This is a genomic window from Methylosinus sp. sav-2, from assembly GCF_004366495.1.
In the GTDB taxonomy this organism is placed as follows: Bacteria; Pseudomonadota; Alphaproteobacteria; order Rhizobiales; family Beijerinckiaceae; genus Methylosinus.
This window is the reverse complement of record NZ_SOEJ01000001.1, coordinates 122,473-145,675: the sequence shown is the minus strand read 5'-3', so window position 1 is coordinate 145,675 and position 23,203 is coordinate 122,473. Positions and strand designations below refer to the sequence as shown.

23 protein-coding genes are annotated in these 23,203 nt (G+C 65.1%); all 23 read right to left on the bottom strand.

Translation table 11 applies throughout. The annotated features are described in order from the left end of the window. Position 1: 1 nt before the first annotated feature. Positions 2-1,393 (bottom strand): ATP-binding protein, encoded by a 1,392-nt coding sequence (locus EDE12_RS00665; RefSeq protein ID WP_026600017.1) that lies wholly within the window; start codon positions 1,391-1,393, stop codon positions 2-4. Beyond that, on the bottom strand, positions 1,380-2,876 hold the full coding sequence (locus EDE12_RS00660; protein WP_198029893.1) for a sigma-54 dependent transcriptional regulator: 1,497 nt from the start codon (positions 2,874-2,876) through the stop codon (positions 1,380-1,382). The genes EDE12_RS00665 and EDE12_RS00660 overlap by 14 nt, the downstream gene beginning before the upstream one ends. 30 nt (positions 2,877-2,906) lie before the next feature. Further along, positions 2,907-3,956 carry a hydrogenase expression/formation protein HypE gene (gene hypE / locus EDE12_RS00655; protein WP_026600019.1) on the bottom strand — a complete coding sequence of 350 codons (1,050 nt, stop codon included), beginning with the start codon at positions 3,954-3,956 and terminating at the stop codon, positions 2,907-2,909. Further along, positions 3,953-5,086, bottom strand: a complete 1,134-nt coding sequence (hypD, locus tag EDE12_RS00650) for a hydrogenase formation protein HypD (protein WP_024878495.1) — start codon at positions 5,084-5,086, stop codon at positions 3,953-3,955. Before hypD ends, hypE begins: the two co-directional genes overlap by 4 nt. Beyond that, the gene (locus tag EDE12_RS00645) at positions 5,083-5,313 is read right to left on the bottom strand and encodes a HypC/HybG/HupF family hydrogenase formation chaperone (RefSeq protein ID WP_024878496.1); all 231 of its coding nucleotides are present in this window, start codon (positions 5,311-5,313) and stop codon (positions 5,083-5,085) included. The genes hypD and EDE12_RS00645 overlap by 4 nt, the downstream gene beginning before the upstream one ends. Positions 5,314-5,317: 4 nt before the next feature. Further along, a complete protein-coding gene (gene hypF, locus EDE12_RS00640) occupies positions 5,318-7,594 on the bottom strand; it encodes a carbamoyltransferase HypF (RefSeq protein ID WP_026600020.1) in 2,277 nt (758 codons plus the stop codon). A gap of 13 nt (positions 7,595-7,607) precedes the next feature. Continuing rightward, positions 7,608-8,597, bottom strand: a complete 990-nt coding sequence (hypB, locus tag EDE12_RS00635; protein WP_026600021.1) for a hydrogenase nickel incorporation protein HypB — start codon at positions 8,595-8,597, stop codon at positions 7,608-7,610. Then, positions 8,597-8,938: a hydrogenase maturation nickel metallochaperone HypA gene (gene hypA, locus EDE12_RS00630; protein ID WP_026600022.1), complete on the bottom strand. Its 342-nt coding sequence runs from the start codon at positions 8,936-8,938 to the stop codon at positions 8,597-8,599. Before hypA ends, hypB begins: the two co-directional genes overlap by 1 nt. Continuing rightward, positions 8,931-9,983 (bottom strand): nickel-dependent hydrogenase large subunit, encoded by a 1,053-nt coding sequence (locus EDE12_RS00625; protein ID WP_026600023.1) that lies wholly within the window; start codon positions 9,981-9,983, stop codon positions 8,931-8,933. The genes hypA and EDE12_RS00625 overlap by 8 nt, the downstream gene beginning before the upstream one ends. After that, positions 9,980-10,489 (bottom strand): [NiFe]-hydrogenase assembly chaperone HybE, encoded by a 510-nt coding sequence (hybE, locus tag EDE12_RS00620; RefSeq protein ID WP_245275843.1) that lies wholly within the window; start codon positions 10,487-10,489, stop codon positions 9,980-9,982. The genes EDE12_RS00625 and hybE overlap by 4 nt, the downstream gene beginning before the upstream one ends. Then, entirely contained in the window at positions 10,477-10,674 is a 198-nt protein-coding gene (locus tag EDE12_RS00615) for a rubredoxin (RefSeq protein ID WP_026600025.1), read from the bottom strand. The genes hybE and EDE12_RS00615 overlap by 13 nt, the downstream gene beginning before the upstream one ends. Continuing rightward, the gene (locus EDE12_RS00610) at positions 10,671-11,525 is read right to left on the bottom strand and encodes a hydrogenase expression/formation protein (protein ID WP_026600026.1); all 855 of its coding nucleotides are present in this window, start codon (positions 11,523-11,525) and stop codon (positions 10,671-10,673) included. Before EDE12_RS00610 ends, EDE12_RS00615 begins: the two co-directional genes overlap by 4 nt. Further along, entirely contained in the window at positions 11,522-11,962 is a 441-nt protein-coding gene (locus EDE12_RS00605) for a hydrogenase accessory protein (RefSeq protein ID WP_036292099.1), read from the bottom strand. The genes EDE12_RS00610 and EDE12_RS00605 overlap by 4 nt, the downstream gene beginning before the upstream one ends. Positions 11,963-12,138: 176 nt before the next feature. Next, on the bottom strand, positions 12,139-12,432 hold the full coding sequence (gene hypC / locus EDE12_RS00600) for a HypC/HybG/HupF family hydrogenase formation chaperone (RefSeq protein WP_026600028.1): 294 nt from the start codon (positions 12,430-12,432) through the stop codon (positions 12,139-12,141). Positions 12,433-12,445: 13 nt separating this feature from the next. Further along, positions 12,446-12,667 (bottom strand): hypothetical protein, encoded by a 222-nt coding sequence (locus EDE12_RS00595; RefSeq protein ID WP_026600029.1) that lies wholly within the window; start codon positions 12,665-12,667, stop codon positions 12,446-12,448. Beyond that, the gene (locus EDE12_RS00590; RefSeq protein ID WP_026600030.1) at positions 12,664-13,245 is read right to left on the bottom strand and encodes a HyaD/HybD family hydrogenase maturation endopeptidase; all 582 of its coding nucleotides are present in this window, start codon (positions 13,243-13,245) and stop codon (positions 12,664-12,666) included. The genes EDE12_RS00595 and EDE12_RS00590 overlap by 4 nt, the downstream gene beginning before the upstream one ends. A gap of 75 nt (positions 13,246-13,320) precedes the next feature. Further along, positions 13,321-14,046, bottom strand: a complete 726-nt coding sequence (gene cybH, locus EDE12_RS00585) for a Ni/Fe-hydrogenase, b-type cytochrome subunit (RefSeq protein ID WP_026600031.1) — start codon at positions 14,044-14,046, stop codon at positions 13,321-13,323. A gap of 12 nt (positions 14,047-14,058) precedes the next feature. Beyond that, positions 14,059-15,849 carry a nickel-dependent hydrogenase large subunit gene (locus EDE12_RS00580; protein ID WP_026600032.1) on the bottom strand — a complete coding sequence of 597 codons (1,791 nt, stop codon included), beginning with the start codon at positions 15,847-15,849 and terminating at the stop codon, positions 14,059-14,061. Positions 15,850-16,135: 286 nt separating this feature from the next. Continuing rightward, positions 16,136-17,209: a hydrogenase small subunit gene (locus EDE12_RS00575; RefSeq protein WP_026600033.1), complete on the bottom strand. Its 1,074-nt coding sequence runs from the start codon at positions 17,207-17,209 to the stop codon at positions 16,136-16,138. Between the two features lie 190 nt (positions 17,210-17,399). Next, positions 17,400-18,842 carry a nickel-dependent hydrogenase large subunit gene (locus EDE12_RS00570; protein WP_026600034.1) on the bottom strand — a complete coding sequence of 481 codons (1,443 nt, stop codon included), beginning with the start codon at positions 18,840-18,842 and terminating at the stop codon, positions 17,400-17,402. Beyond that, positions 18,839-19,828, bottom strand: coding sequence for a HupU protein (locus EDE12_RS00565; RefSeq protein WP_026600035.1), 990 nt, complete (start codon positions 19,826-19,828; stop codon positions 18,839-18,841). The genes EDE12_RS00570 and EDE12_RS00565 overlap by 4 nt, the downstream gene beginning before the upstream one ends. Before the next feature lie 130 nt (positions 19,829-19,958). Further along, entirely contained in the window at positions 19,959-20,405 is a 447-nt protein-coding gene (locus EDE12_RS00560) for a ferritin family protein (RefSeq protein WP_024878512.1), read from the bottom strand. A 496-nt stretch (positions 20,406-20,901) separates the two neighbouring features. Further along, positions 20,902-23,148 (bottom strand): carbohydrate porin, encoded by a 2,247-nt coding sequence (locus tag EDE12_RS00555; RefSeq protein WP_026600036.1) that lies wholly within the window; start codon positions 23,146-23,148, stop codon positions 20,902-20,904. Positions 23,149-23,203: the final 55 nt, after the last annotated feature.

The window sequence follows — 23,203 nt, the reverse complement described above, 5'->3', positions numbered from 1 at the left end:
TTCAGGTTCGCAAGTCGCGCGTCTCGCCTTCCGTCGCGCGCGGCAGCCGCAGCATAAAACGTGCGCCGCCCTCCGGCGATGTGTCGTATTCGATCGAGCCGCCATGCTCATGGGCGATGGAATAGCTGATCCATAGGCCGAGCCCTGTGCCTTCGCCGACCGCCTTTGTGGTGAAGAAAGGCTCGAAGATGCGGCTGCGCAGCGCCTCCGGCACGCCTTTGCCGTTATCCTCTACGATCACGATCGCGCAATCGCCTTCGCCGCGCGCGGTGATGGAGACGAACGGCTGCTCCGCCTCGCGCACGGCGTCGAGCGCATTGTCGATGAGATTGACCAGCACGGAATGAATCTGTCCGCTCTGTCCTGAAGCGTAGAGCTCGGGCTCGAGATCGGCGACGATGCGCGCTTTGGCCTTCTTGCTGCGCGAGGCCCATTGCGCGGCCGTCTCCACCACTTTCGACAATGACACCGCCTCGCGCGGCGCCTTGGTGCTGAAGGAGAGGCGACGCAAATTCTTGACGATCTCGCTGATGCGCACGGCGCCTTCCAGCGTGCCGTCGATCAGCGGCTCGAGATCGGCGAGAATTTCGTCTATGCCGCTCGCGCGGCGCAGCTTCTCGCGCTCCTTCGCGCTCGCGCCCGCATGAATCGCCTCGAGATAGGCGGCGATCCCCTTGCGATAGCGGTCGAGCGTATGAATATTGCCATAGACGAAGCTGATCGGATTATTGAGCTCATGCGCGACGCCAGCGACTAGCCGGCCGAGGCTCGCCATCTTCTCCTGCTCGACGAGGCGCGATTGCGCCTGCTGCAGATCGACATGGGCGCGATGCAGCGCCTCATAGGCGCGGCGCAATTCGCCGATCGGCCGGCCAGTGAAGACGGCGCCGGCTCTTCGTCCATCCGAGTCGAACAGCGGCGAGCAATTGATCGCCATGAGATCGGAAGGGCCGTTGCTCGTGCGGAAACGCAATTCGACGCTGGTCGGATCGCGCGCCTGGCCGACGACGATGGCGGCGGCGCGCGCCTCGTCCTCCGCGACGAACAGCGCCGCGACGGAGGCGCCTTTCAGCTCCGCCTCGCCGCGTCCCGCGAGCGCCTCGAAAGCAGGATTGACCTGCAGAATCGCGCCGCGCTCGTCGCAGACGATCAGCACGTCGGAGACGGAGGCGATGACGCTCTGAATGAAATTGCGCGCCGCTTCCAGCTCGCCATTCTTGCGCTCGAGATCGGCCTCATAGCCGATGAGGTCCGCATAGACCTCGTCCATCTTCTTGATGACCTCGAGCCAGACGGACTCGCCGCCTTCCGACAGCGCGATCTCCTCCTTGCCCGCGACGAGCGCGATGAGATCGCCATGCTTGGCGTAGGATTTGACGTCAGCTTTCGTCATCGACGACGCGGGAGATGTCATAGCGGGCGATCTTGCTGCGCAGGCCGACGCGCGACAGTCCGAGCTCGTCGGCCACATGGCTGATGTTGCGTCCGTTGCGCTCCAGCGATTCTTTGATCAACGCGCATTCCAGCATCTCGACGCGCTCCTTCAGCGTGAATCGCTGCTGGTCGTCGCATGCGGTCGTCGCGCGATGATCGGCTATGCAAGGCGACAGCAGGCCTGGAGGCAGATTGGCGTCGCCGTCGCTCAGCGCCACCATGCGCTGAATCTCATTGTGCAGCTCGCGCACATTGCCGGGCCAGCCATAGCGCTCCAACAGGCGCAGCGTTTCCGGCTCGAAGCCCGGCACGCGACGATTGAAGGTCTGGTTCACGGCGACGAGTATGCGCGCGGCGATGATGGCGATGTCGCAGCGTCGCTCGACGAGCGGCGGCAGATGGATGGGAAAAGCGGCGAGGCGATAATAGAGGTCGCGACGAAAGCGTCCCGCCTCCACATCGGCGACGATATTGCGATTGGTGGCGGCGATGACGCGCACATCGACGCGGCGCGGACGCTGCGCGCCGAGCGGCCGAATCTCGCCCTCCTGCAGCACGCGCAGCAGCTTCACCTGAAAGGAAGGCGATGTGTCGCCGATCTCGTCGAGAAAAATCGAGCCGCCATCGGCGACCTCGAACAGGCCGACGCGATCCTGATAGGCGCCGGTGAATGCGCCTTTCTTGCAGCCGAACAATTCGCTCTCGAGCAATTCATCCGGCAGCGCGCCGCAATTCTCGACGACGAAACTCTTCTCGCCGCGCGCCGAGCCGTGATGAATGGCGCGCGCCAGCAGCTCCTTGCCCGTGCCCGAGGCGCCGGTGATGAGCACGGAGATGTCATATTCCGCCGCGCGCCGCGCTAGCGCGAGCGTCTGGCGCATCGGGCTTTCCGGCGCATGCACGATGCGGCCGAACTCGAACATGCGCCGTTCCGCGCGGCGCCTGTCGCTGGCGAGCCGCTGCAATCGCTCATGCGAGGGCTTGGCCTCGAGCGGCGGCGCGGCGCCGCCATCCTTCTGCGCCGCATAGAGCTGCGCGGCCTCACGCACCGATTGGATGAGCTTATCGGGATCCCAGGGCTTGGTGACATATTGAAAAATGCCGGCCTCATTCACGCCGGCGATAATGTCTTCCGCATCCGTATAGCCGGAGATGATCATGCGCACCGGCTCCGGCCAATGCTCGCGCACGCGCGTCAAAAATTCGACGCCGCTCTCGCCCGGCATGCGCTGGTCGCAGAGGATCACCTGCACCAGATCGCCGGCGAGCACGGCTTCCGCCTCGGCGGCGCTGCTGGCGCAGACGATCTGAAACGCGCCGCCGAGCACGCGGCGCAGCGATTCGAGCGAACGCTTCTCATCATCGACGATGAGCACAGTGGCGCCGCGGGAGATCGGCGTCGCCTCGCTCTCCATCTCGCGGCTGTCCTCGCGCTTGTTCATCTCGACGCCTCGCCTCATAACAAAAAGACTCTAGCAGATGCGCGGCAATTGCTCGCCGGAGAGCCAGTCGATGATGCGGCCGCCGCCGAAGGCGGTCGTCATCTGCACGAAGCAATGCTCATCGGCGACGATCTCGCCGATGCGCGCGGCCTGCGCGCCCAGCGGATGCGCGCGCATCGTGGCGAGCAGCGCATCGGCGGCCTCGTGCGCGACCACGGCGAGCAGCTTGCCCTCATTGGCGACATGCAGAGGATCGAGCCCCAGCAGCTCGCAGGCGGCGGCCACTTGCGGCGCGATGGGAATGGCTTTCTCGTCGATGCGCACGCCGACGCGCGATTGATGCGCGATCTCGTTGAGCGTCGCCGCCACACCGCCGCGCGTCGGATCGCGCATCAGGCGAATGGCGCCGCCCGCCGTCTCCACCATAGCGGCGACGAGCTCGTGCAGCGCCGCCGTGTCGGACAGCACCTCTGTATCGAAGGAGAGATTCTCGCGCTTCGACATGACTGCGACGCCATGATCGCCGATGGAGCCGGAGAGCAGCACGACATCGCCCGGCCGCGCCTTGTCGCCTGAAAGCGCGAGCCCGGCCGGAATGATCCCGACGCAGCTCGTCGAGATGAAGACGCCGTCCGCCTTGCCGCGCTCCACCACTTTGGTGTCGCCGGTGACGATGGCGACGCCGGCCGCGCGCGAGGCTTCGCCCATGCTCTCTGCAATCAGCTTCAGCTCGGCGAGCGGAAAGCCTTCCTCTATGATGAAGCTCGCCGACATATGCAGCGGCCGCGCGCCGGCCATGGCGATGTCGTTGATCGTGCCATGCACGGCGAGCTTGCCGATATCGCCGCCGGGGAAGAACAAGGGCGAGACGACATATCCGTCCGTGGTCATCGCCATGCGTCCGGCGGGAATGTCGAAGGCCGCCTGGTCATTCCCGGCGGCGAGCCATTCATTGTCGAAGGCGGCGTGAAAAATCTCGCCGATCAGCCGCGCCATGGCGCGTCCGCCGGAGCCGTGCGAAAGCTCCACGCGGCCATTGCGGAGATCGAGCTTGCGGCCTGCCGGCTCATGCTTGTTCATGACGCTTTCCGCGTTTCGTTTTGATATTGCCGGAATCTTCCATAAGCCCAATAGGCCGCGCAAGAGCCTTCCGAGGAGACCATGCAGGAGCCCATGGGCGTCTCCGGCGTGCAGGCGACGCCGAACAGCTTGCAGTCCTGCGGGCGCTTTTGTCCGCGCAGAATCGCGCCGCATTCGCAGGCCGGATTATCGCGCGCCGGCTTGGTCGCCACAGGGAAGCGGCGCTCCGCGTCAAATTCGGCGTAAGCTTCGCGCAGCTTCAGCGCGCTGTGCGGAATCTCGCCGAGCCCGCGCCATTCGAAGGCTTCGCGCAGCTCGAAAATCTCCGCGACTTCGTCGATGGCTTTGGCGTTGCCGCTCTCCGTCACGGCGCGGCGATATTGATTCTCGATCTCGCAGCGACCCTCGTTGATCTGTCTCACCAGCATCAAGATCGCCTGCAGCACATCCAGCGGCTCGAAGCCGGCGATGACGACAGGCTTGCGATAATCGGTCGAAAAGCGCCGATAGGGCGCGGAGCCGATGACGGTGGAGACATGCGCGGGGCCGACGAAGCCTTCGATCTCGACGCCATCATCGGTGTCGAGAATGGCCTGCATCGCCGCCGGCGTCAGCACATGATTGCAGAAGATCGAGAAATTCGTCAGGCCCTTCTTCTGCGCGAGGCGAATGGCGAGCGCGGTCGGCGGCGTGGTCGTCTCGAAGCCTATGGCGAAGAACACGACCTGGCGCTGCGGCTCCTTCTCGGCGATGGCGATGGCGTCGAGCGTCGAATAGACCATGCGAATATCGGCGCCGTCGGCCTTGGCCTTCATCAGGCTGGAGCCGCCGGAGGCGGGCACGCGCATCAGATCGGCATAGGTGCAGAGCGTGACCTCCTCGCGTGCGGCGAGGCGAATGGCGTCGTCTATGCGGCCCATCGGCAGCACGCAGACGGGGCAGCCGGGGCCGTGAATGAGGCGAATATTCTCGGGCAGCAGATCCTCAATGCCATAGCGCGAGATCGCATGCGTATGGCCGCCGCAAAACTCCATGAAGCGATATTGCCGATCGCTCTGCGCTTCTGCAGCGATGCGCTGCGCTATGGCGCGGGCGAGATCGCCGTCGCGATATTCGTCGACATGCTTCATTGTGCGTCTCCCAGCGCCGCGGCCTCGCGCAGCAGAGCGAGCGTCGCCATCGCCTCTTCCTCATCGATCTTGGCGAGCGCATAACCGACATGCAGCACGACATAATCGCCGATCGCGAGGCCATCGACGAGCGCGACGGACACCAGCTTGCCGACGCCATCGACGCTGACGCGCGCCATATCATCGGGCAGCAGCTCCTCAACGCGAGCGGGAATGGCGAGGCACATCTCGTTAGACCTTTCTCATTCGCGCAATATGGGCTTGGCCGAGCGAGAGTCCGCCGTCATTCGTCGGCGCCGCGCGCGCGAGCAGCGCTTCTATTCCAAAATCGCGAAGGCGCGAGACGAGGCCCTCCGCGAGAATTTTGTTCATCATGCAGCCGCCGCCGAGAGCGACGCGCGTTTGGCCGCGCGCCTGCGCCGCCGCGCGAAGCCATTGCGCGAGCGCTTCGATCAGCGTTCCATGAAACAGCTCGGCGCCTTGCGAGGCGGAGAGGCCCGGCTTCAGCAGCGCGGCGAAGAGCTTGGTCAGATCGAGAATGTCATTCTCGATGCTGTAGCCATTGGCCAGCGCGCGCGGGCTTTGGCACAGCGCCTCCAGCTCCATCGCCGCCTGTCCCTCATATTGCTGCACGAGCCGCACGCCGAGCAGCGCCGCGGCGGCGTCGAACATGCGGCCGAGGCTCGTCGTTCGAGCGACATTCGGCGCGCTCGCCAGCATCGCCACCTTGCCGGCGAGCTCCATGCCGGGAAAGCGATCGAACACATCGCCGCAGCGGTCCTGCGCGGCGAGCGCGGCGACGCCCATGCGCCAGGGCTCGCGCGCGGCGCGGTCGCCGCCGGGCAGCGGCAGAGGCGCGATATGGCCGAGCCGGCGCCAATGGCCTTCATCGACCAGCATAAGCTCGCCGCCCCAGGCGCCGCCGTCGTCGCCATAGCCATAGCCGTCGAGCGCAGCGCCGAGGATCGGGCCTTCGATTTTATGCTCGGCGGCGATGGCGGCGATATGTGCGGCGTGATGCTGCACGCGAATGACGGGCAGCCCCGTCTCTTCGGCGTAGCGCGTCGAGGCGAGATCGGGGTGGAGATCGCAGGCGACGCGCTCGGGCTTCACATCGAGAATATCGAGCATGCGCGCGATGGTCTCGCGATAGAAATCGATCGTCGCGCGATCGTCGAGCGAGCCGATATGCGTCGAGACGAAAGCCTCGCGTCCGCGCGTGACGGTGATGGTGGATTTGAGATGCGCGCCGAGCGCCAGAATGTCGGGGCCGTCATTCGCGAGAGCGATGGGCTCGGGAACAAAGCCGCGCGCGCGGCGCAGCAACGCAGGCGCGCCGGCGATGATGGTGGCGATGCTGTCGTCGGCGCGCGCGACGATGGCGCGATCATGGCCGACGATGAGATCGGCGATGGAGGCGAGCTTCTCGCGCGCCTCTTCGTCATCGACGATCAGCGGCTCGCCGCTCGGATTGGCGCTGGTGGCGACGAGCGCCAGATCCGCGGCGGCGTGAAACAGCAGATGATGCAGCGGCGCATAGGGCAGAATGAGGCCGATGCGTGAGAGGCCGGGCGCGACGGAGGGGACGAATTCCTCGCGCTTTTCGACGATGACGATCGGCCGCGCGCGCGATTGCAGTAGGCGTAGCTCATCTTCGCCGAACAGGCCGGCGCGCGTTGCCGCCGCCACGTCGGCGAGCATGACCGCGAAGGGCTTGGCGTCGCGACCCTTGCGGCGGCGCAGCTCGGCGACGGCTGTTTCATCGCGCGCGTCGCAGAGGAGGTGAAAGCCGCCGATTCCTTTCAGCGCGACAATGCCGCCGCTCTGGAGAGTCGTGACGATTTGCCGGATGAGCGCGGCGTGATGCGAGCCTGAAGGCTCGCGGTCCATTGCGGCGCCTGGACCGCGAGCCTTCAGGCTCGCATCTCGCGGCCCCAGATACGCGAGTTGCGGACCGCATTTCGGGCAGGCGATCGGCTGCGCGTGAAAGCGCCTGTTGGTCGGGTCGGCGTAATCGCGCGCGCAATCATCGCACATTGCGAAAGGCGCCATGGATGTCTGCGCGCGATCATAGGGCAGGCGTCGCGTCAACGTGTAGCGCGGGCCGCAATGGGTGCAATTGACGAAAGGGTAGAGATAGAAACGGCTCTTCGGATCGAAGAGATCATTCAGGCAATCGTCGCAGATGGCGGCGTCTGGCGTGATGCACGTCTGCGTCTTGCCGTCGCGGCTCGGCTCGATCGAGAATTTGGCGTCGCGCAGCGGCGTGATCGTCTCGCATTCCAACGTGTCGATGCGCGCGAGCGGCGGCGGCTCGCGTCGCAGCGCCGCGACGAAATCATCGACGCGCGCGCCTTCCACTTCCATCAGCACGCCATGCGAATCATTGCGCACGAAGCCGGCGAGCGCATAGCGGTCGGCGAGCGAATGCACGAAGGGCCGAAAGCCGACGCCCTGCACGGCGCCGGTCACGCGCAGCCTCAGCCTCGTCGCCTCGCTGGACGGCATAAGCCTTTTCTCCTCACTTCGCCGCGGCGGCGCGTGCGCTTCTCGCGGCGGCCCGCGCAGCGCGCGCCTCGATCCAGGCGTAGAAAGCCGCCATGCCCTCGCCGGTGCGCGCGGAGACGACCAATGTCTGCAGGTCTGGATTGACCTTCAGCGCATTGGCGAGACAACGCCCGACATCGAACTCCACATGCGGCAGAAGATCGGATTTGTTCAGCAGCATGAGATCGGAGGCCGCGAACATTTCGGGATATTTGAGCGGCTTGTCCTCGCCCTCCGTCACCGAGAGCACGACGACCTTATGGGCCTCGCCGAGATCGAAGGCTGCGGGGCAGACGAGATTGCCGACATTCTCGATGAAGAGCAGCGAGGAGGGCGCGACAGTGAGCTCGGCCAGCGCGCGCGAGACCATATGCGCATCGAGATGGCAGCCCTTGCCGGTGTTGATCTGCAAGGCCGAAACGCCGGTCGCGCGGATGCGCTCCGCGTCATTGGAAGTCTGCTGATCGCCTTCGATGACGGAAATGGGGAAGCGATCTTTCAGATCGCTGATCGTGCGCACGAGAAGCTGCGTCTTGCCGGAGCCGGGGCTGGACACGAAATTGAGCGCGAAGACGCCCGACTGCTCGAAGCGCACCCGGTTCTCGCGGGCGTGGTCATTGTTCTTGGAGAGAATGTCGCGCTCTATGCGGACGATGCGCTCCTGGCTGAGGCCGGGAACATGAACGCCCGCGGGGCCGGAGCCGTAATCGTGGCGATGGCCGTGATCATCATGCGCGTGATCGTGATCATGCGCGTGAGGATGGTCATGATCGTGCGGATGCTGGTGATCATGATGATGGCCGTGATCGTGATCATGATGATGATCGTGATCATGGGGGTGGTCATGGTCATGACCATGATGATGATCGTGAGCGTGGCCATGCGCATGATCATGCGGATGGTCGTGGCTATGTTCTGGCTTTCCTTCGATGCTGGACGTTCCGCATCCGCAGACCGTGCACATTAGTCGACCTCCAGTTCCTGCACTCGCATATCCTCGCCACCGGTGACTTGGACATGATATCCGCCGCAGTCCGGGCAAGGACCAAATCTTTCTTCGACGGCGACGGTCTTGGCGCAATCGAGGCACCAGCCTTCGCCGGGAATGCGCACGATGTCGAGCCGCGCGCCTTGGACGATTCCGCCATGCGCCACCGCCTCGAAGCAGAAGCGGATCGCCTCCGGCTCCACATGGCTGAGCGCGCCGATCTCGAGCCGCACCACGCGCACGCGGGAAAAGCCCTGCTTGCGGCTCTCCTCCTCGATCAGCTCGACGATGCTCTCGGTCAGCGCCATCTCATGCATAGGTGGCCTCGCGAAGCTCGACGCGAAAGGCGACGCAGGGGTCGAAGAGGCCCGCGAGGCGCGTGATCGTCTGCGCCGCCGCGGCGCGCGGAATTCGCGCGCCGAGCAGGGCGGCGACGAAGGGTCCGGCGGGATGGAAATTCCATTCTGTCGGCGCGACGATCGCATAATTCTCGATCCTATCGTCCGGTGTGAGTCGAACCCAATGATACAGCTCTCCGCGCGAAGTTTCGACCGCGCAATAGGCTTCGCGCGCAGCGGGAGCCTCGCTGCGGAAGGCGTCTTCCGCGCCGTTGGAGAGGCGCGTCACGAGCCGATCGAGATCGATCATGCGCGCGGAAAAGCGCGCGCAGATTGCGCCGCGCGACAGATCGGTCTCGCGCCAATGACGCGCGAAGGCGCCGGTCTCCGGCGCGCGGCTGGCGATGCTGGGCGTGGCGCTGAAGCTCTCGCCCTGCGCCCGTATTCCTTCATGCACGAGGGCATCGTCCTCTGCGCGCAGCGTATCGGGCGCGCTCGCGGCTATGGCGGGACTGCGCGCCAGCTCGCGCGATAATTTGCCGAATGGCGTATCGCCGCTCACGTCGTTCGGCAGGCCGAGCTTCGCCGTCTCGGCGCGTAGCTTTGCGGCCGTCGCGCCGCGGTCGCGCGCGTCGCCTGTCGCGAGCTCGCGCGTCAGCGTCAGCACGGCGCGCAGGGCGGTCGGCGGAACCGCATCCTCCGCCAGTGTCGTCAGCGCGCGCAATGTCTCGGAGAGGCGCTCGCAATCGAGCGCGACGAGATTTTGCGGCGTGGGCTTGCGAATTTCTCCGCGCGCCGCGGCGATGGCGCGCGAGGCGGCGAAGGCGTGGGAGAGGCCGCAGAGCGAGAACAGCCGTCCGGCGAGCGGCGCCACTTCCGCGGCGGGGCGGCCGTGAAACAGACGCGTGAGATGCGCGGGCCGGCTCGAGCGCACGCGCACCGAGCAGATGCGATCATCGGCGAGCTCGGCGACGATGGAGATCGCGCCGGGGCCGAGCCCTCCGAGATCGGCGCCTACGCTCATGGCGAGGCCTCTTCGTCGCCGCGTCGACGGCCGCCGAACAATGCGCGCCGATCGAGCGCGCTGGCAGGCTCCGGCTCGCGCTTCGGCGCTTCGCTCATCGCCGGATCGAGCAGTGCGTCCAGCGCCGCGCGCGCAGCGGTCCGTGCGGCGTCGTGATCGGCGAAATCATCCATGGGCGAGAACAGCGAGCAGGCGGCGATGCGGCCGAAGCCGTCGATCTCGCTGACATTGAAATCGACGTCGCCGGCCGGAAAGCGCAATTGCAGCCGCGCCGGATCGGGGAAGGGCGCATCGGCGCCCTCGCACGGCGCGGTGACGACGAGATTGGCGAACCAGGGCGTGACGATCACGCCCAGCGCATAAGGGCCGAAGTCGCGAAAGCCCACCGGCTCGACGGCGAGCGCCTCGTTGCAGAGGCCGGAGTCCCGCATCGACGTCTCATGGACGCGGCGGTAGAAATCCGCGAGCTTCTCGCCTCTCGCCGCGGCGTCGCTCAATTCTCGCACCTCAAGAATTTCTCTTGCGGCGCGTCGCATTCGGGGCAGCGCCAATCGGCGGGAAGATCGGCGAAGGCGACGCCCGGCGGAATCTGCCAGACGGGATCGCCCTCGGCCGGATCATAGACATGCCAGCACACGCCGCATTCCATGCGCGCGTCCGGGGCGATATCGGGAAGCGTTTCATCGCTCATGTGAAATAGGCCTCGTGAATCTCGCGCAGACGTTCCGCCGAATCGTGGAAATCCTCATCGGCGGCGCAAGCCGCGGCGGGCGTGTCGCCGATCTCCAACGTGTCGAGGATGATCGTGCCCATGGCGTTGAAGAATTGCACCGACCACACATTGCGGGCGCCGGTCGCGGTGATCTTGGCCGAGCCATAGCCGCGCGAGATCAGCTGCACGGGGCCGTTGCCGAGCGTTTGCTGCAAATGCTCCATGTCGATCTCCGACACGGGCAGCAGCGAGAAATTGATGACATGCGACGGATCGCCGGGCTTGTGCGCGCGCATGCGCGCGTCGATCTCGGCCAGCATGGGCATCACATTCATCGCGCCCTCCGGCTCCGCGCCGATGGCGATGCGCTCGGCGGTGATTTCCGCTGCGCGCTCGACGACATGGGGAATGGTGGCGATCTCGAGATAATCGGCGGTGAGCCGTCCTTGTGCGTCGGTGAAGCGTACGCGCCACAGGCCCGCCATGGAGGCCTCGAGGATTTGCGCAGTGACGCCGTCGGGGAGGGCGGCGACGCCGCTCACCTCGCCCTCGCCGAGCACCTGGCCGATCAGCTCGCGCTCTTTCGCCTCATAATCGGTAATGTCGAAGAGCTTGCTCGGCGCATCGGCGCGTTGCGCGGCGAGCGCATCGGCGAGCTGCGGCAGCAGAGCCGCCGCGCGCGGACATTCCGCCACCGCCTGCTCGCCGGTCGCGGTCGCGAGAAAAGCGATGACGCTGCGCTTGGTCTCCGCCTCGGCGTCATAGCCGATCGGCATGACCGTCATCGCTTCGTCGGCGCCGTCCGGCGAAACCCAGAATCCGGCTTTCATGAGCTCGTCTCCCCTTCCGTGAAGGTGATGCGCACGCGCGGCTCTTTCGCCGGCGCGGCCTGCAATTGCAGCAGCGCCTCGATCCGCGAGAGATATTCGGACCAGTCATAGACTTTCGGCAGCACGCCGAGAGTCTCGCGGCCAAAGGTCACGACGAGGCTCGGATAGACGCAGACGCTGAAGCGTCCTTCCAGCGCCTTTTCCGCGGCGGGCGCGATGATGGCGGCGCGCAGCCTTCCGGCGAAGGCTTTGACCAGCTGTGGAAAGATGATCGCCACATCATGGGTCTCGCTGCGCTGGTCCGGATCGCCGCCGAAGAAGAGCAGCGTATGCGCGCTCGCGCCGGGCGGCGGGGCCAGAAAAGCGTCGATATTGGTCTCGTCCAGCAGAGCGACGCCGGTTTTTTCGCTCAGCGCGAGCTGCAACGACCCGGACATGCGGTCCTCCCATTTTATTTTTGCCGAGGAGGCCGCAATCGTCATGCCATGGGCGGCTCGCGACGGCGACGAGCTAGGCGACTGAGTCGAAAGAAGCTTTCCAGTCGGAGCCGAAGACTTGACAGGCTGTGCCTGGAAAGCAGCTTACCGCTTTGTGCGGCAGCTTTCCAGGGCCGTTACTTCCGCAGGAATTCCGGCAGCTGCGGCTCGCGATCGACCAGATCGGCGAAAAGGTGATCGACATTCTCGCCGGCGAGGGCTTTTTCCACCGCATCCAGAGCGTCGTCGATCTGCGCGGCCTCGAGCGGGTCCAGAACGCGGACGGCAGTGCCGACATGGACCAGCACCTGCGTCCCGGCGGGCTGCGCGCCGACCAGCGCCATGGAGACGGCGTGACGCTCGCCGCGCCGCTCGCACAGCGCCTCGAAAGCGTCGCCTTCGATGACGGTCATGGGAAAGCCGACGCACATGCTCGCGATTCCCTCAGCGCCAGGACGAGGCGCGCCAGGGCTTGAACCAGAGGCCCACAGCGACGACCATAGCGCCCCAGCCGAGCGCCATCGCCATGGCGAGGAGATGATCCGGCTCGGTGAAAATATGGGCGATGTCATAGGCGAGATCATTCGGATGCGCGCCCGGATGCGCCATAGCCGTCGCCGGAAGCAGAAAAGCGGCGGTCGCAGCCGCGAAACGGATCGCCTTCATGGTCTCGTCTCCTCATCGGCGGCGCCGAGGCGCCTCTCATAGGCGTTGTGGTCGAGGTCATGCCCCAGCAGGCGCTGGAAGCTCTGCGCGCTCTCCGCGCGCGGGCGGAACTCGACGCCCCATTCTGTCAGAGTCGCGACCGCTGCGTCGAGCGCCGGCTCGATCGCCGCGACGACCGGCGGCGTCAGCGGGCCGCCCCAATCCTCGAGGTCCTGCGGCTGGCAGCCGATCAGCGCGAGGCGCGAGGGATAGCGGCCGAGCAGATCGGCCGCGGAGAGCACCTCCTGAAAGCCGGTTTGATGCAGGCTCATCTTCTTTGCGCCCATGAAGCGCGGAACCTCGCCGTCGCGCACGATGCGCAAGGTTCCGGGCTCGAGCCCATAGTCTATGGCGTCGAAGACGAGCAGCTGATCGCAGGCCTCGACGAACTGCACCAGATAGAGGCCCTGCGTGCCGCCGTCGAGAATGGTGACGTCGCCGCTCGTCTCATAGCGCGCATGGAACTCCTCCACCGCGCGCACGCCGAAGCCTTCATCGGCCCAGAGAATATTGCCTATGCCGAGAATGAGAGTGCGCATCGCGTCTCCTCAGTCACTTCTCACAAGCCATGGCGGCGAGGCGGCGTCGAGCCGCGTCGCCGCCACGCAATGGCGTCACTTGTCGGCTTCGTCGCGGAACACGCGCTCGCCGGAGATCATCGAGGAGATGAGGCTCTGGCGGGAGACGATATCCTCGCGCACGGCGGTGTAGATGTGGATGATCACGAAGAGCACGACGCCCCACATGGCGAGATGATGCCAAGTATGGACGTCCTGGCTGTTCGGCCAGATCGCGAACACCCATCCGAACAGCTTGTACTGCCAGCTGTCGCGGCCGGCGCCCTCGGAATAGAGCGCGAAGCCCGTCACCACCAGAAAGGCCAGGTTGAGCATGAAGAGATGCATCACCAGATGGCCGAGCGGATTATGGCCGATGTATTTCTTCGGCCGCTTCACCAAAAAGGCGTACCAGCCCGCCTCATAGAGAACGCCCGAGAGCCATTGGCGGTCCCACACCGGCAGATAGAAAATCTGCTTGGCGTGCTCATTGCCGACGAAAGCCCAATAGATGCGCAGGAGCAGCGCCACGGCGAGCACATAGCCCGCCGAGAAATGGGCGAAGCGAATATAGCCCATCAGAAATTGCGAGCTCGCTTCGCCCGGAGTCGAAGGCAGCGGCGAGGCGATGAAATAGCCCGTCGTCGCCAGCACGATGATCGCCGCCGCATTGATCCAGTGCCAGAGTCGCACCGGCGCCTCATAGACATAGACGCTCTGCAGCTCGGCGGCTTTTTCGCCGTGAGCGTCGAGCACGCCATGGATTTGCGTCGCCTCGGTCATGACCTCGCCTCCTCAGCGAACCTTGACTTGCGTCATCTCCTGACCGTCCTCGCTCATCACATGCGTGGAGCAGGCGAGGCAGGGGTCGAAGGAGTGGATGGTGCGCAGAATCTCCAGCGGCTTCTGCGGATCGGCCAGCGGCGTGTCCATCAGCGAGGCCTCGAAGGCGCCGATATTGCCCTTGGGATCGCGCGGGCTGCCGTTCCAGGTCGTCGGCACGACGCACTGGTAATTCTCGATCTTGCCGTCCTTCACCTTGATCCAATGGGCGAGCGCGCCGCGCGGCGCCTCGGTGAAGCCGAAGCCCTTGGCCTCCTTCGGCCAGGCCTGCGGGTTCCATTTGTCGATATTGGCGGTGGAGGAATCGCCGGCCTTGATGTTGGCGATCAGCTTGTTCTGGAAGTGCTCCATCTTGCGCACCGCCCATTGCGCCTCCAGCGCGCGCGCCGCCGTGCGGCCGAGCGTCGAGAACAGCGCCGTGACCGGAACGCCGAGCTTCTTCAAAAACTCGTCGGTCGGCTCCTTGAACTCCGCCTTGCCCTGGGCGTAGCCGACGATATAGCGCGCCAGCGGCCCCACCTCGACGGCGTTGCCGCGCCAGCGCGGCGCCTTGATCCAGGAATATTTGCCGGCTTCGTCCAGCTCCTGAATATTGGTCGGCGTGCCCTTGGCGTTGGGACCGAGCTTGTAATTGGGCTCGGTGACGCCGTCCCAGGGATGCAGCCCCTTGGTTTCGTCCGGATATTTGTACCAGGAATGGGTGACGAACTCCTGGATCTGCTCCGGGTCGGTGTGATCGACCGGGAAAATCTCTTTCAGATTGCCATTGAGGATCACGCCGCGTGGCAGGCCGAGATTGCCGGGGGAAAAGTCGTTGGCGTGCTCGGGAATATCGCCATAGGCCATGACATTCTTGCCGGAGAGGCCGCCGCCATAGAGCCAGTCCTTGTAGAAGGAGCCGATGGCGAGCACATCCGGCACATAGACCTTCTCGACGAATTCGATCGACTGCTGAATGATGGAGGTCACCAGATTGAGGCGCTCCATATTGATCGCGCCGACCGCGCCATTGCCATCGACGTTGATGGCGCAAGGCACGCCGCCGACGAGCCAGTTCGGATGCGGATTCTTGCCGCCGAAGATCGTCTGGACCTTCACGATCTCCTTTTGGAAATCGAGCGCCTCGAGATAATGCGCGACGGCCATGAGGTTCGCTTCCGGCGGAAGCTTATAGGCCGCATGGCCCCAATAGCCGTTCTTGAACGGGCCGAGCTGTCCCGATTCGACGAATTTCCGCAGGCGGATCTGCAGATCCTTGAAATAGCCGGGCGAGGACAGCGGCCAATCGGAGATCGACTGCGCCAGCGCCGAGGTCGCCTTGGGATCGGCGGAGAGCGCCGAGACCACATCGACCCAGTCGAGCGCATGCAGATGATAGAAATGCACGAGATGATCGTGCACCTGCAGCGCCAGCTGCATCATATTGCGGATGGAGTTGGCGTTCTCCGGAATGCTGATGTTGAGGGCGTTCTCCACCGCGCGCACGGAGGTCAGCGCATGTGTGCCGGTGCAGACGCCGCAGATGCGCTGCGTGAAGGCCCAGGCGTCGCGCGGATCGCGGCCCTTCAAGATGACCTCGATGCCGCGCCACATGGTGCCGGTCGAGACCGCGTTGCGGATCACATTGTTCTTGTCGACATTGACCTCGACGCGCAGATGACCCTCGATGCGCGTGACCGGATCGACGACGATGCGCTTGCCGGAATTGTCGAGATTGAAGCCGTTCGGCGTCTGAATGCCCATGATCGCGTTTCCTCGAGATCGGCCGTTGCAGTCGGCGCTCTTTGCGTTTCGTTCATGATGCGGAAGGCTCTGAAGCGTGGCTTCTCGGAGCCCTCCCTGTGCGGGCGGCGTCTGATACGACTTCCGCCTGATCGCTTCGCGTGCGCTGGACCTAGAACCGTCATTGCGAGGAGCGAAGCGACGAAGCAATCCAGAGGTCGCCCCGCGGCTCTGGATTGCTTCGCTGCGCTCGCAATGACGGTGGGGCGATCATCGGTTCCTCGTTGCGAAGCATCTCTTGCTCAAATCACCCTTCGTGCTTGGTCGTGATGCGCTTCACCGCGGTGACGCCCGCATGGACGGCGACGGCGCCGCCGACGACGGCCGCGGCCGCGAGGCCCACCTCATCGGCGTTATGCTCTATGCCGAACTGGTTGATCTTGGTCAGCCGGTCGTAGAAGGAGCCCTTGTCCCAGAAATCCTCTTCCGAGCAGCCGATGCAGCCATGGCCGGACTGGATGGGGAAGGAGACCCCGCCGTTCCAGCGCACGGTGGAGCAGGCGTTATAGGTGGTCGGACCCTTGCAGCCCATTTTGTAGAGGCAATGGCCCTTGCGCGCCGCCTCATCGTCCCATTCCTCGACGAATTGGCCGGCGTCGAAATGCGGGCGGCGATAGCATTTGTCGTGGATGCGCTGCGAGTAGAACATTTTCGGCCGGCCCTGCCGGTCGAGCTCCGGCAGCCTGCCGAAAGTGGTGACGTAAGTGACGACGCCGGTCATCACCTCGGCGATGGGCGGGCAGCCCGGCACTTTGATGATCGGCTTGTCCTTGATGACCTTGTCGATCGGCGTCGCCTGCGTCGGATTGGGCTTGGCCGCCTGCACGCAGCCCCAGGAGGCGCAGGCGCCCCAGGCGATGATCGCCATGGCGTCCTCGGCCATCCATTTCAGCTTTTCGACGAAGGGCTTGCCGCCGTCGATGCAGAACATGCCGCCTTCGTTCAGCGGCGGATTGCCCTCGACGGCCAGAATATATTTGCCCTTGTACTTTTCCTTCGTCTCTTCCAGTATCGCCTCGGCCTGATGTCCGGCTGCGGCCATGATCGTGTCGTCATAGTCGAGCGAGATCATCGACAGCACGACATCCTTGGCCAGCGGATGCGCCGAGCGGATGAAGCTCTCCGAGCAGCAGGTGCATTCCAGCCCATGCATCCAGATCACCGGAATGCGCGGCTTGGTCTCCAGCGCCTGCGCCATTTGCGTGGCGGCGGTCTGACCGAGGCCGAGGCTCGCCGCGGTGAGCGAGCAGAATTTGGTGAAGCTGCGGCGCGTGACGCCCTGACGGCGAATGACGTCGTAGAAGGTTTCGATGGCGGCCATATTTTCCCCACCCTTGTGCAATGCGGCATTCGCGCGACGGCGCCGCTTGCCCAAAAGAGCGCAAGTTGTGGGCCAGCGCGAGGATAAGGAGAATCTTTCCAGGCTCTCAGGCGATTGCCGAAAATCTCTTCGCTCGCGGAGGGCTCTGCGAGGAGAAGCGGCTTTCCAGTCGCGGAAAGAGTCTAGACAGTCAATGCGCCGTGCAGACCATGCAGGGGTCGAATGAGCGCACGATATGTTGCACCGCGACATTGGTCGCGCCGTCTTCGCCGACGCAAAGACCCGCGAGCGCCTGCTCCAGCGGGCCGGGAGCGCCGGCGGCGTCGCGCGGCGAGAAATTCCAGGTCGTCGGCGCGATGATCTGATAGCGCTCGATCTGGCCGTCGCGGAAGCTCGCCCAATGGCCGAGCGTTCCGCGCGCCGCCTCGACGAAGCCGACGAAGGCGCCGTCGGCGAGCGGCGCGTCGGGCGCGCAATAGGGCTCGCTCGGCGCCAGCGCGCGGGTCCAATCCTCCATCGCCTGCGCGAGCAGCGCGATTTCGAGGACGCGCGCGACGATGCGGGCGAGGACGGTGGAGCCGCCGCCCGCGAGCAGATCGCGGATCAGCGGATGGCCGGCGACCGCCTGACGCGCCAGCGCCCCCACCTCCACGGCGCGGCCCTCGAGCCGCGGCGCCTTGGCGAAACTATAGGCCCCCTCGCGGTGAATATCCGGCAGCGTGTCGGAAAGGGCGGGATCGGCGGCGGTGTCGCGCATATAGGCGTGGGAGACATCCTCCTCGATATGATCGAGCGGCGGCTCGCGCAGGCCGCCCGTCTTCGTGTCGAGGAGGCCGGCAGGGAAGCGATGGCCCTCCGGGCCGAAATAGGCGCCGGAGGAGAGCAGCAGGCCGGGGCCGCGTCCCATCTCCTCGAGGCGAAGATCGCGGGCGATGCGGAGAAAGGCCGCAAAATCGCCGGCGGCGCTGTCCGCGAAGCGATCGAGCTCTTCGATGGTGGAGAGGGCGGTCACGGCCTCCAGCGGCGCGGCGAAGAGCGTGCGCTCGAGAAAGCCGCGAAAATCCGCGAGCAGCGCGCGCAGCCGCATCTCGTCGCCGAGCGCCAGCGCCCGCGTCACGCCGCCGGCGCGGAAGGCGAGGCTGTGCGGCCATTTGCCGGCGATCAGCCCCATCGTTTCCAGTAGGCGCGCGCGCGCTGGCAGCGCCTCGCGCAGCGCCGCGCCGGAGACGGCTTTGAAGCGCGCCTCGGCGGCGGCATGCCAGGGCCGCCCGGCATAGGCGGCGCGGGCGAAATCCGGCATGAAGAAGACGTAGAAATGCGTCAGATGGTCGGCGATATTCTCCGCCGCATGGGCGATATTGGTGGCCAGAAGCCCATTGGGCGCGGGCGCGATCGGCTGGGCGGCGCGCAGCACGGCGGCGGCGGCGAGAGATTGCGAGACCGAGCAAATGCCGCAGATGCGCGGCGCGATCGCCAGAGCGTCGGCGGCCGGGCGGCCGAGCAGCAATTGCTCGAAGCCGCGATAGAGCGAGGCGGAGACGCGCGCCTCGCGCACCACGCCATTCTCGACGTCGAGCGTCACCTCGAGATCGCCCTCGACGCGATTGAACGGCCCGACGATTATGCGGCTCATGGCTTCTTCTTCTCTGCCCCCGGCGTCGGCGCGCGGACGACGTGGTCGCTGCGGGCGTTCTCGCGCACGCGCTTGGGCGTCGCCGATTTGGAGAGGGCGGCGAGCGCGACGAACCAGGCTTTCGGCATATCCAGCGGCAGGCCGACCGGAATGCCGCCGATCTTGGGCGTGCGATGGAAGCCGCGCGTGGCCTCGAAGCCGGGCGAGGTGCAGGCGATGCAGGTCGAGCCCGCTTGGGTGCAGGAGCCGCCGCCGTTCCAGGCGCGCTGATTGCAGTCGCCCACCGCCTGCGTCGCCTTGCAGCCCAAATGCTCCATCAGGCAGCCGCGCTCGGAGACATCCTCGGCGCTGGCCTTGAACTCATAGAATTCATTGCGGCTGCAGCCGTGATGGGCGAGATGGTCGGCGAAAATGCGCGGCCGGCCGTAATCGTCCATATCGGCCTGCGTGAAACGGCCGAGCGACAGCGCGAGCAGCGTTTCCATGATCCAGCCCGGATGCGGCGCGCAGCCGGAGACATTGACGACCGGCAGCCCTTTGACCGAGCGATAATCGGGGCCGAGCGCCCCGCCCATATCGACGCCGGAATATTGCAGCCCACTGGCGTCGGTGGGGTCGGGCGCGCCGGCCGGCACGCCGCCGAAAGCGGCGCAGCTTCCCACCGCCACGCAATAATCTGCGCGCGGCGCCAGAGCGCGCGCCCAATCCAGCATGCTGCGTCCGGTGCCGGAGAGCTTGTTGAAGAGGCCGGTGCCCTCCGGGCCGTGGAGGATCGAGCCTTCTATGCAGAGCGCGCCGAGCCTTTCCTCGCCGCTCTCGACGCGGGCGAGAATGGCGCGGGCTTCCTCGCCGGTCTCCTCGCTGACGCTCGGATGCCAGAGCAGACGTATGCCGAAGCCGCGCAGCTCCTCGAACCAGCCGGAAGCGCCGCGCTCCAGCGCCGCCATCGTGCAGCCGCCGCAGCTGCCGGCCTGCAGCCAGAGCAGAGTGAAGGTGCCGTTTCGCGGAGCGGCGTTATCCTGTTCGGCAGCGGCTGCAGCGACGCCGCGTGAGTGGGGTTCCCCGACTATGATCCGATCCAGTCTGTGGCGGGGCCGGGCCGGCGTTCTCCGGCCCCTATATTGCGAGCGACTTTTGCAGAGCCGTGACGTGGCCGCTCTCTTCGTCGACGAACTGCCTCGCCAGCATCTTGATTTCCGGGTCGGTCGTCGTGACGAAGATATTCCTGTAATATTCGAGCCCCGCCGTTTCCGCTGCCAGCGCGACCTCCAGCGCCTGTCTGCGGCCGATGAGCGGGTCGGCGGCCCAGATCGCCGCGCTCTCGGGGCTTTCCTCATCCGGCCACATGAAGTCGCGGGGCTCCATGACGGGAATTTCGCGGAAGCCGGAACGAGCCCGCGCTTCGTTCAAATGCGCGCGAGACGCGTTCGACAATCTGTGAAACAGCTTTCCGACCTCTCGATTTCCCGATGCGTCCATCGCATCCGCCAATTGCCCGAATCGGCTGGCGGCGTCCTGTTCGAGCTTGATCGTATAGGCCAGAAATTCCTCGACGGACTGCATTTCCCGCCCCCCTCTTGCGATTATTCGAGCCCGCGAGGACGAGGGTAGGCTCTTGGAGAGCCGCGACGTCCGCGATTGGCCCGCAGGGATAATTCTACCGAATTTATGTCTACGTCGCGCTCGCCGCAAGACCTCAGAAAGCAATTGTTGCCTGCTCTCTGGACCGATCGCGCTGGTCGGGCGTTGGGTCGGCTTTTTCGATCCGCTCTATCGATGCGGCCCGAGAATTGCCTCTCGTCAGTCATGCGTGCGGGGCAAAAAGTTCGCTTCCGGTCAGGCTCCGTCGTTGCACGGCGTATGGGCATATCGCCGGACATGATCGGTTCCGTGATCTGTCGTTATCGCATCCTATGGGAAGGCGACGCTGGGGCCTACCGCCTGGACGTGCGCTTCGGAGAAAGGCAATTCGTCTGGGGCGTCCCCGACTACGAATTCGAGACGCTTCCGGACGCCGAAGACTGACGCCGCCCTCCTCGATGCGTGTCGAGCGTCGCGCTCAAAATTGCGCGTGCAACCGCAGGCCGAAGACATTGACCGGCCCCCGCGCGCTATTGTGCGCGGGATTGCCGATGAGCTGATAGTCGAGCGTCAGCTCGACTCCGTCGCGAACATTGTATTTGTAATAGGTCTCGAACACTTTCTCGCCGGCGTAGGAGAGGCCGCCGTCGCCGATATAGACGCTGGTTCCGCCGAGGCCGAAATAGCTCACGCGCGGGCCGGCGAGGCCGGAGAACACCATGGCGCCGCCGATCTCGTCCTTGTCGCGGCCCCACAGCGCGCCGGCGGCGGTGAAGCCGGTCGAGAGCGAGCGGTCTATGTCGGTGTAGTCCACCGTCTCGAAGCGCCCATCGGACATGCTGGCGCGCAGGAAGACGCCGACCTCCTTGGAGAGCTGCTGCTGCACATTGACGCCGCCGCCGACCTTCACATGGCGCTTGCGAATCCATGGGTTATTCACATCCGGCGGAAAATTGCCGGTGAGATAAGCGAAGTCGATGATGTCCTGTACCTTGGCGAGATTGCCATTGTCGGCGAAGGCCAGGAATTTGATCACGCCCGGCTGCTCGAAGAGATCGTAGCGCGCCTCGAATTCGGCGACGCCCATGAATTGGCGGCCGATCTGCGGCTCGATAGAGGGGCCGTTGGGAATTTCGGAGAGCTGGAACAGGCCGCCGCGCGCGCTCCACCAATCCTGCTTCCATTCGAGCGCGGCGCCATAGGTGTAGCCCCATGAATCGGCGGCGTAATCGAAGGCCCCGAGCGTGTTGACGCCGAAATTCATGAAGCCCGTCGTCGGATCATGGGCGTATTTGTTGTCGTCGAAAATATCGGGCACGCTGAACTTGCCGATGGTGAGGATCAGCCGATCCTTGTCGACCTTGCCCGACAGCTGATTCTGCGTCGATTCCAGCACCTCGTTGAAGGAGCCCGTTTCGGGATCTTCGACTTTCTCGCCGCCGTCGAGCCCGATGATCTGGCGCAGGAAATAACGCTGGAAACGCATATAGGGCGCGGCGCGTCCGACTTTCGCTACGGCGCCGTTCACATAAGAGGCGGCGCCGACGGAATTGGCGAGGCCATAGCCGAGATCGACCTCGGGATTGAGATAGACGGCGGCGCCTTTCCAAAGGCGTATGCCGACGAACAGATTGCTGGTCGAGCCGGCGTCGGCGAGGCCCTTGGGCGGAAAGCTGTGCGTCCCCGAATAGAGCGCGGGATATTTGGGATAGCCCTGCACGACCGCGGTCGTCTGACCGTGGAAGCTGTAGATTTCCTCGTCCTTCTTGTCGTCCTTCTCTTCTTTCTTTTCCTTGTCTTTCGCCTTTTCCGCGCGCTTGCCTTTCTTGCCGCCCTTTTTCGCTTTCTCTTCGTCGCCCGCGGCGTCCTCGCTCTTCGCCGTGTCGGACGTCTTCTCGTCGTCGCTCTTGGCGTCTCCGCGCGCCTCCTCCTGCGGATCGAAGCGATAGTTCAGGCCCAGACGCAGCACATGCGCCTCGCTGCGTTGACGCGCGGCGAATTGGAAGGAGAAATTATTGTCGTAGACGCGGTTCTGCAATTGCTGGTTCACATAGAGATATTCGAGCCGCGCCGAGACATGGTCGTCGAGCGCCTGCTCGATCCCGCCGCCGATCGCATATTTCATGCGCGAGGATTTGGAGAGCGGCGCGAAGAAGAGGCCGAGCGCCCCCGCGTCATAAAAGACGAGATTGGACGCGCCGCGCCAGCCGCCGGCGGCGATTCCGCCAGTGGCGTAGAGCAGCGTGCGGTCGAAGGCGTAGCCGAGGCGCGCGCGAATGCTGGCGAAGTAATCGCCATTTTCGTCCGAGGTCAGCCCATAGGCCGTGATCCCGAGCGGCCGATAGGCGGCCGGCGCTGGAAAAATTCCGGTGGAGGCGCGGCGCAGGCCGAGAAAATTCAAATCCGTCTCGAGGCCATAGACCCAAGGGCCATGCTGCCAGTCATAGCCGATCTGCGCGCCGAAGCTCGCTCCGGCGCGGTCGCGGTTCGGCGCCGCGAGGTCGAAGGCGCCGCTCGTGAAGCCGCTGCCGGCCTGCAGCGTTCCGCCGCTCGCAATGGGCAGGCCGCCGCCGGCGTTCACTCCGATATGCAGTCCCGCCCATGTGAATGCGGGCGGGGATGTGAATGCGGGCGTCTCGGACGGCTTGTCGGCGGCCGTCGATGGGCTCGCGCATTGGAGCGCGAACGTCAGCGTCGCCAGTGCGGCGAGAAGTCGGAAATGCATCGGCTCGTCGTTCGATCTTCTATGCGATTCGCATATTGGCAGAGTTTCATGTCGC

Coding starts and splice junctions, on each gene's coding strand:
- EDE12_RS00575 (WP_026600033.1), bottom strand. CDS start 17,209: ATGGCCGCCATCGAAACCTTCTACGACGTCATTCGCCGTCAGGGCGTC.
- hypA (WP_026600022.1), bottom strand. CDS start 8,938: ATGCATGAGATGGCGCTGACCGAGAGCATCGTCGAGCTGATCGAGGAG.
- EDE12_RS00555 (WP_026600036.1), bottom strand. CDS start 23,148: ATGCATTTCCGACTTCTCGCCGCACTGGCGACGCTGACGTTCGCGCTC.
- EDE12_RS00645 (WP_024878496.1), bottom strand. CDS start 5,313: ATGTGCCTCGCCATTCCCGCTCGCGTTGAGGAGCTGCTGCCCGATGAT.
- EDE12_RS00665 (WP_026600017.1), bottom strand. CDS start 1,393: ATGACGAAAGCTGACGTCAAATCCTACGCCAAGCATGGCGATCTCATC.
- EDE12_RS00590 (WP_026600030.1), bottom strand. CDS start 13,245: ATGCGCACTCTCATTCTCGGCATAGGCAATATTCTCTGGGCCGATGAA.
- EDE12_RS00660 (WP_198029893.1), bottom strand. CDS start 2,876: ATGAACAAGCGCGAGGACAGCCGCGAGATGGAGAGCGAGGCGACGCCG.
- EDE12_RS00580 (WP_026600032.1), bottom strand. CDS start 15,849: ATGGGCATTCAGACGCCGAACGGCTTCAATCTCGACAATTCCGGCAAG.
- hypD (WP_024878495.1), bottom strand. CDS start 5,086: ATGAAGCATGTCGACGAATATCGCGACGGCGATCTCGCCCGCGCCATA.
- EDE12_RS00625 (WP_026600023.1), bottom strand. CDS start 9,983: ATGAGCGTAGGCGCCGATCTCGGAGGGCTCGGCCCCGGCGCGATCTCC.
- EDE12_RS00615 (WP_026600025.1), bottom strand. CDS start 10,674: ATGAGCGATGAAACGCTTCCCGATATCGCCCCGGACGCGCGCATGGAA.
- hypC (WP_026600028.1), bottom strand. CDS start 12,432: ATGTGCGTCGGCTTTCCCATGACCGTCATCGAAGGCGACGCTTTCGAG.
- EDE12_RS00570 (WP_026600034.1), bottom strand. CDS start 18,842: ATGAGCCGCATAATCGTCGGGCCGTTCAATCGCGTCGAGGGCGATCTC.
- EDE12_RS00595 (WP_026600029.1), bottom strand. CDS start 12,667: ATGAAGGCGATCCGTTTCGCGGCTGCGACCGCCGCTTTTCTGCTTCCG.
- EDE12_RS00610 (WP_026600026.1), bottom strand. CDS start 11,525: ATGAAAGCCGGATTCTGGGTTTCGCCGGACGGCGCCGACGAAGCGATG.
- EDE12_RS00605 (WP_036292099.1), bottom strand. CDS start 11,962: ATGTCCGGGTCGTTGCAGCTCGCGCTGAGCGAAAAAACCGGCGTCGCT.
- hypE (WP_026600019.1), bottom strand. CDS start 3,956: ATGAACAAGCATGAGCCGGCAGGCCGCAAGCTCGATCTCCGCAATGGC.
- cybH (WP_026600031.1), bottom strand. CDS start 14,046: ATGACCGAGGCGACGCAAATCCATGGCGTGCTCGACGCTCACGGCGAA.
- hypB (WP_026600021.1), bottom strand. CDS start 8,597: ATGTGCACGGTCTGCGGATGCGGAACGTCCAGCATCGAAGGAAAGCCA.
- EDE12_RS00560 (WP_024878512.1), bottom strand. CDS start 20,405: ATGCAGTCCGTCGAGGAATTTCTGGCCTATACGATCAAGCTCGAACAG.
- hypF (WP_026600020.1), bottom strand. CDS start 7,594: ATGCCGTCCAGCGAGGCGACGAGGCTGAGGCTGCGCGTGACCGGCGCC.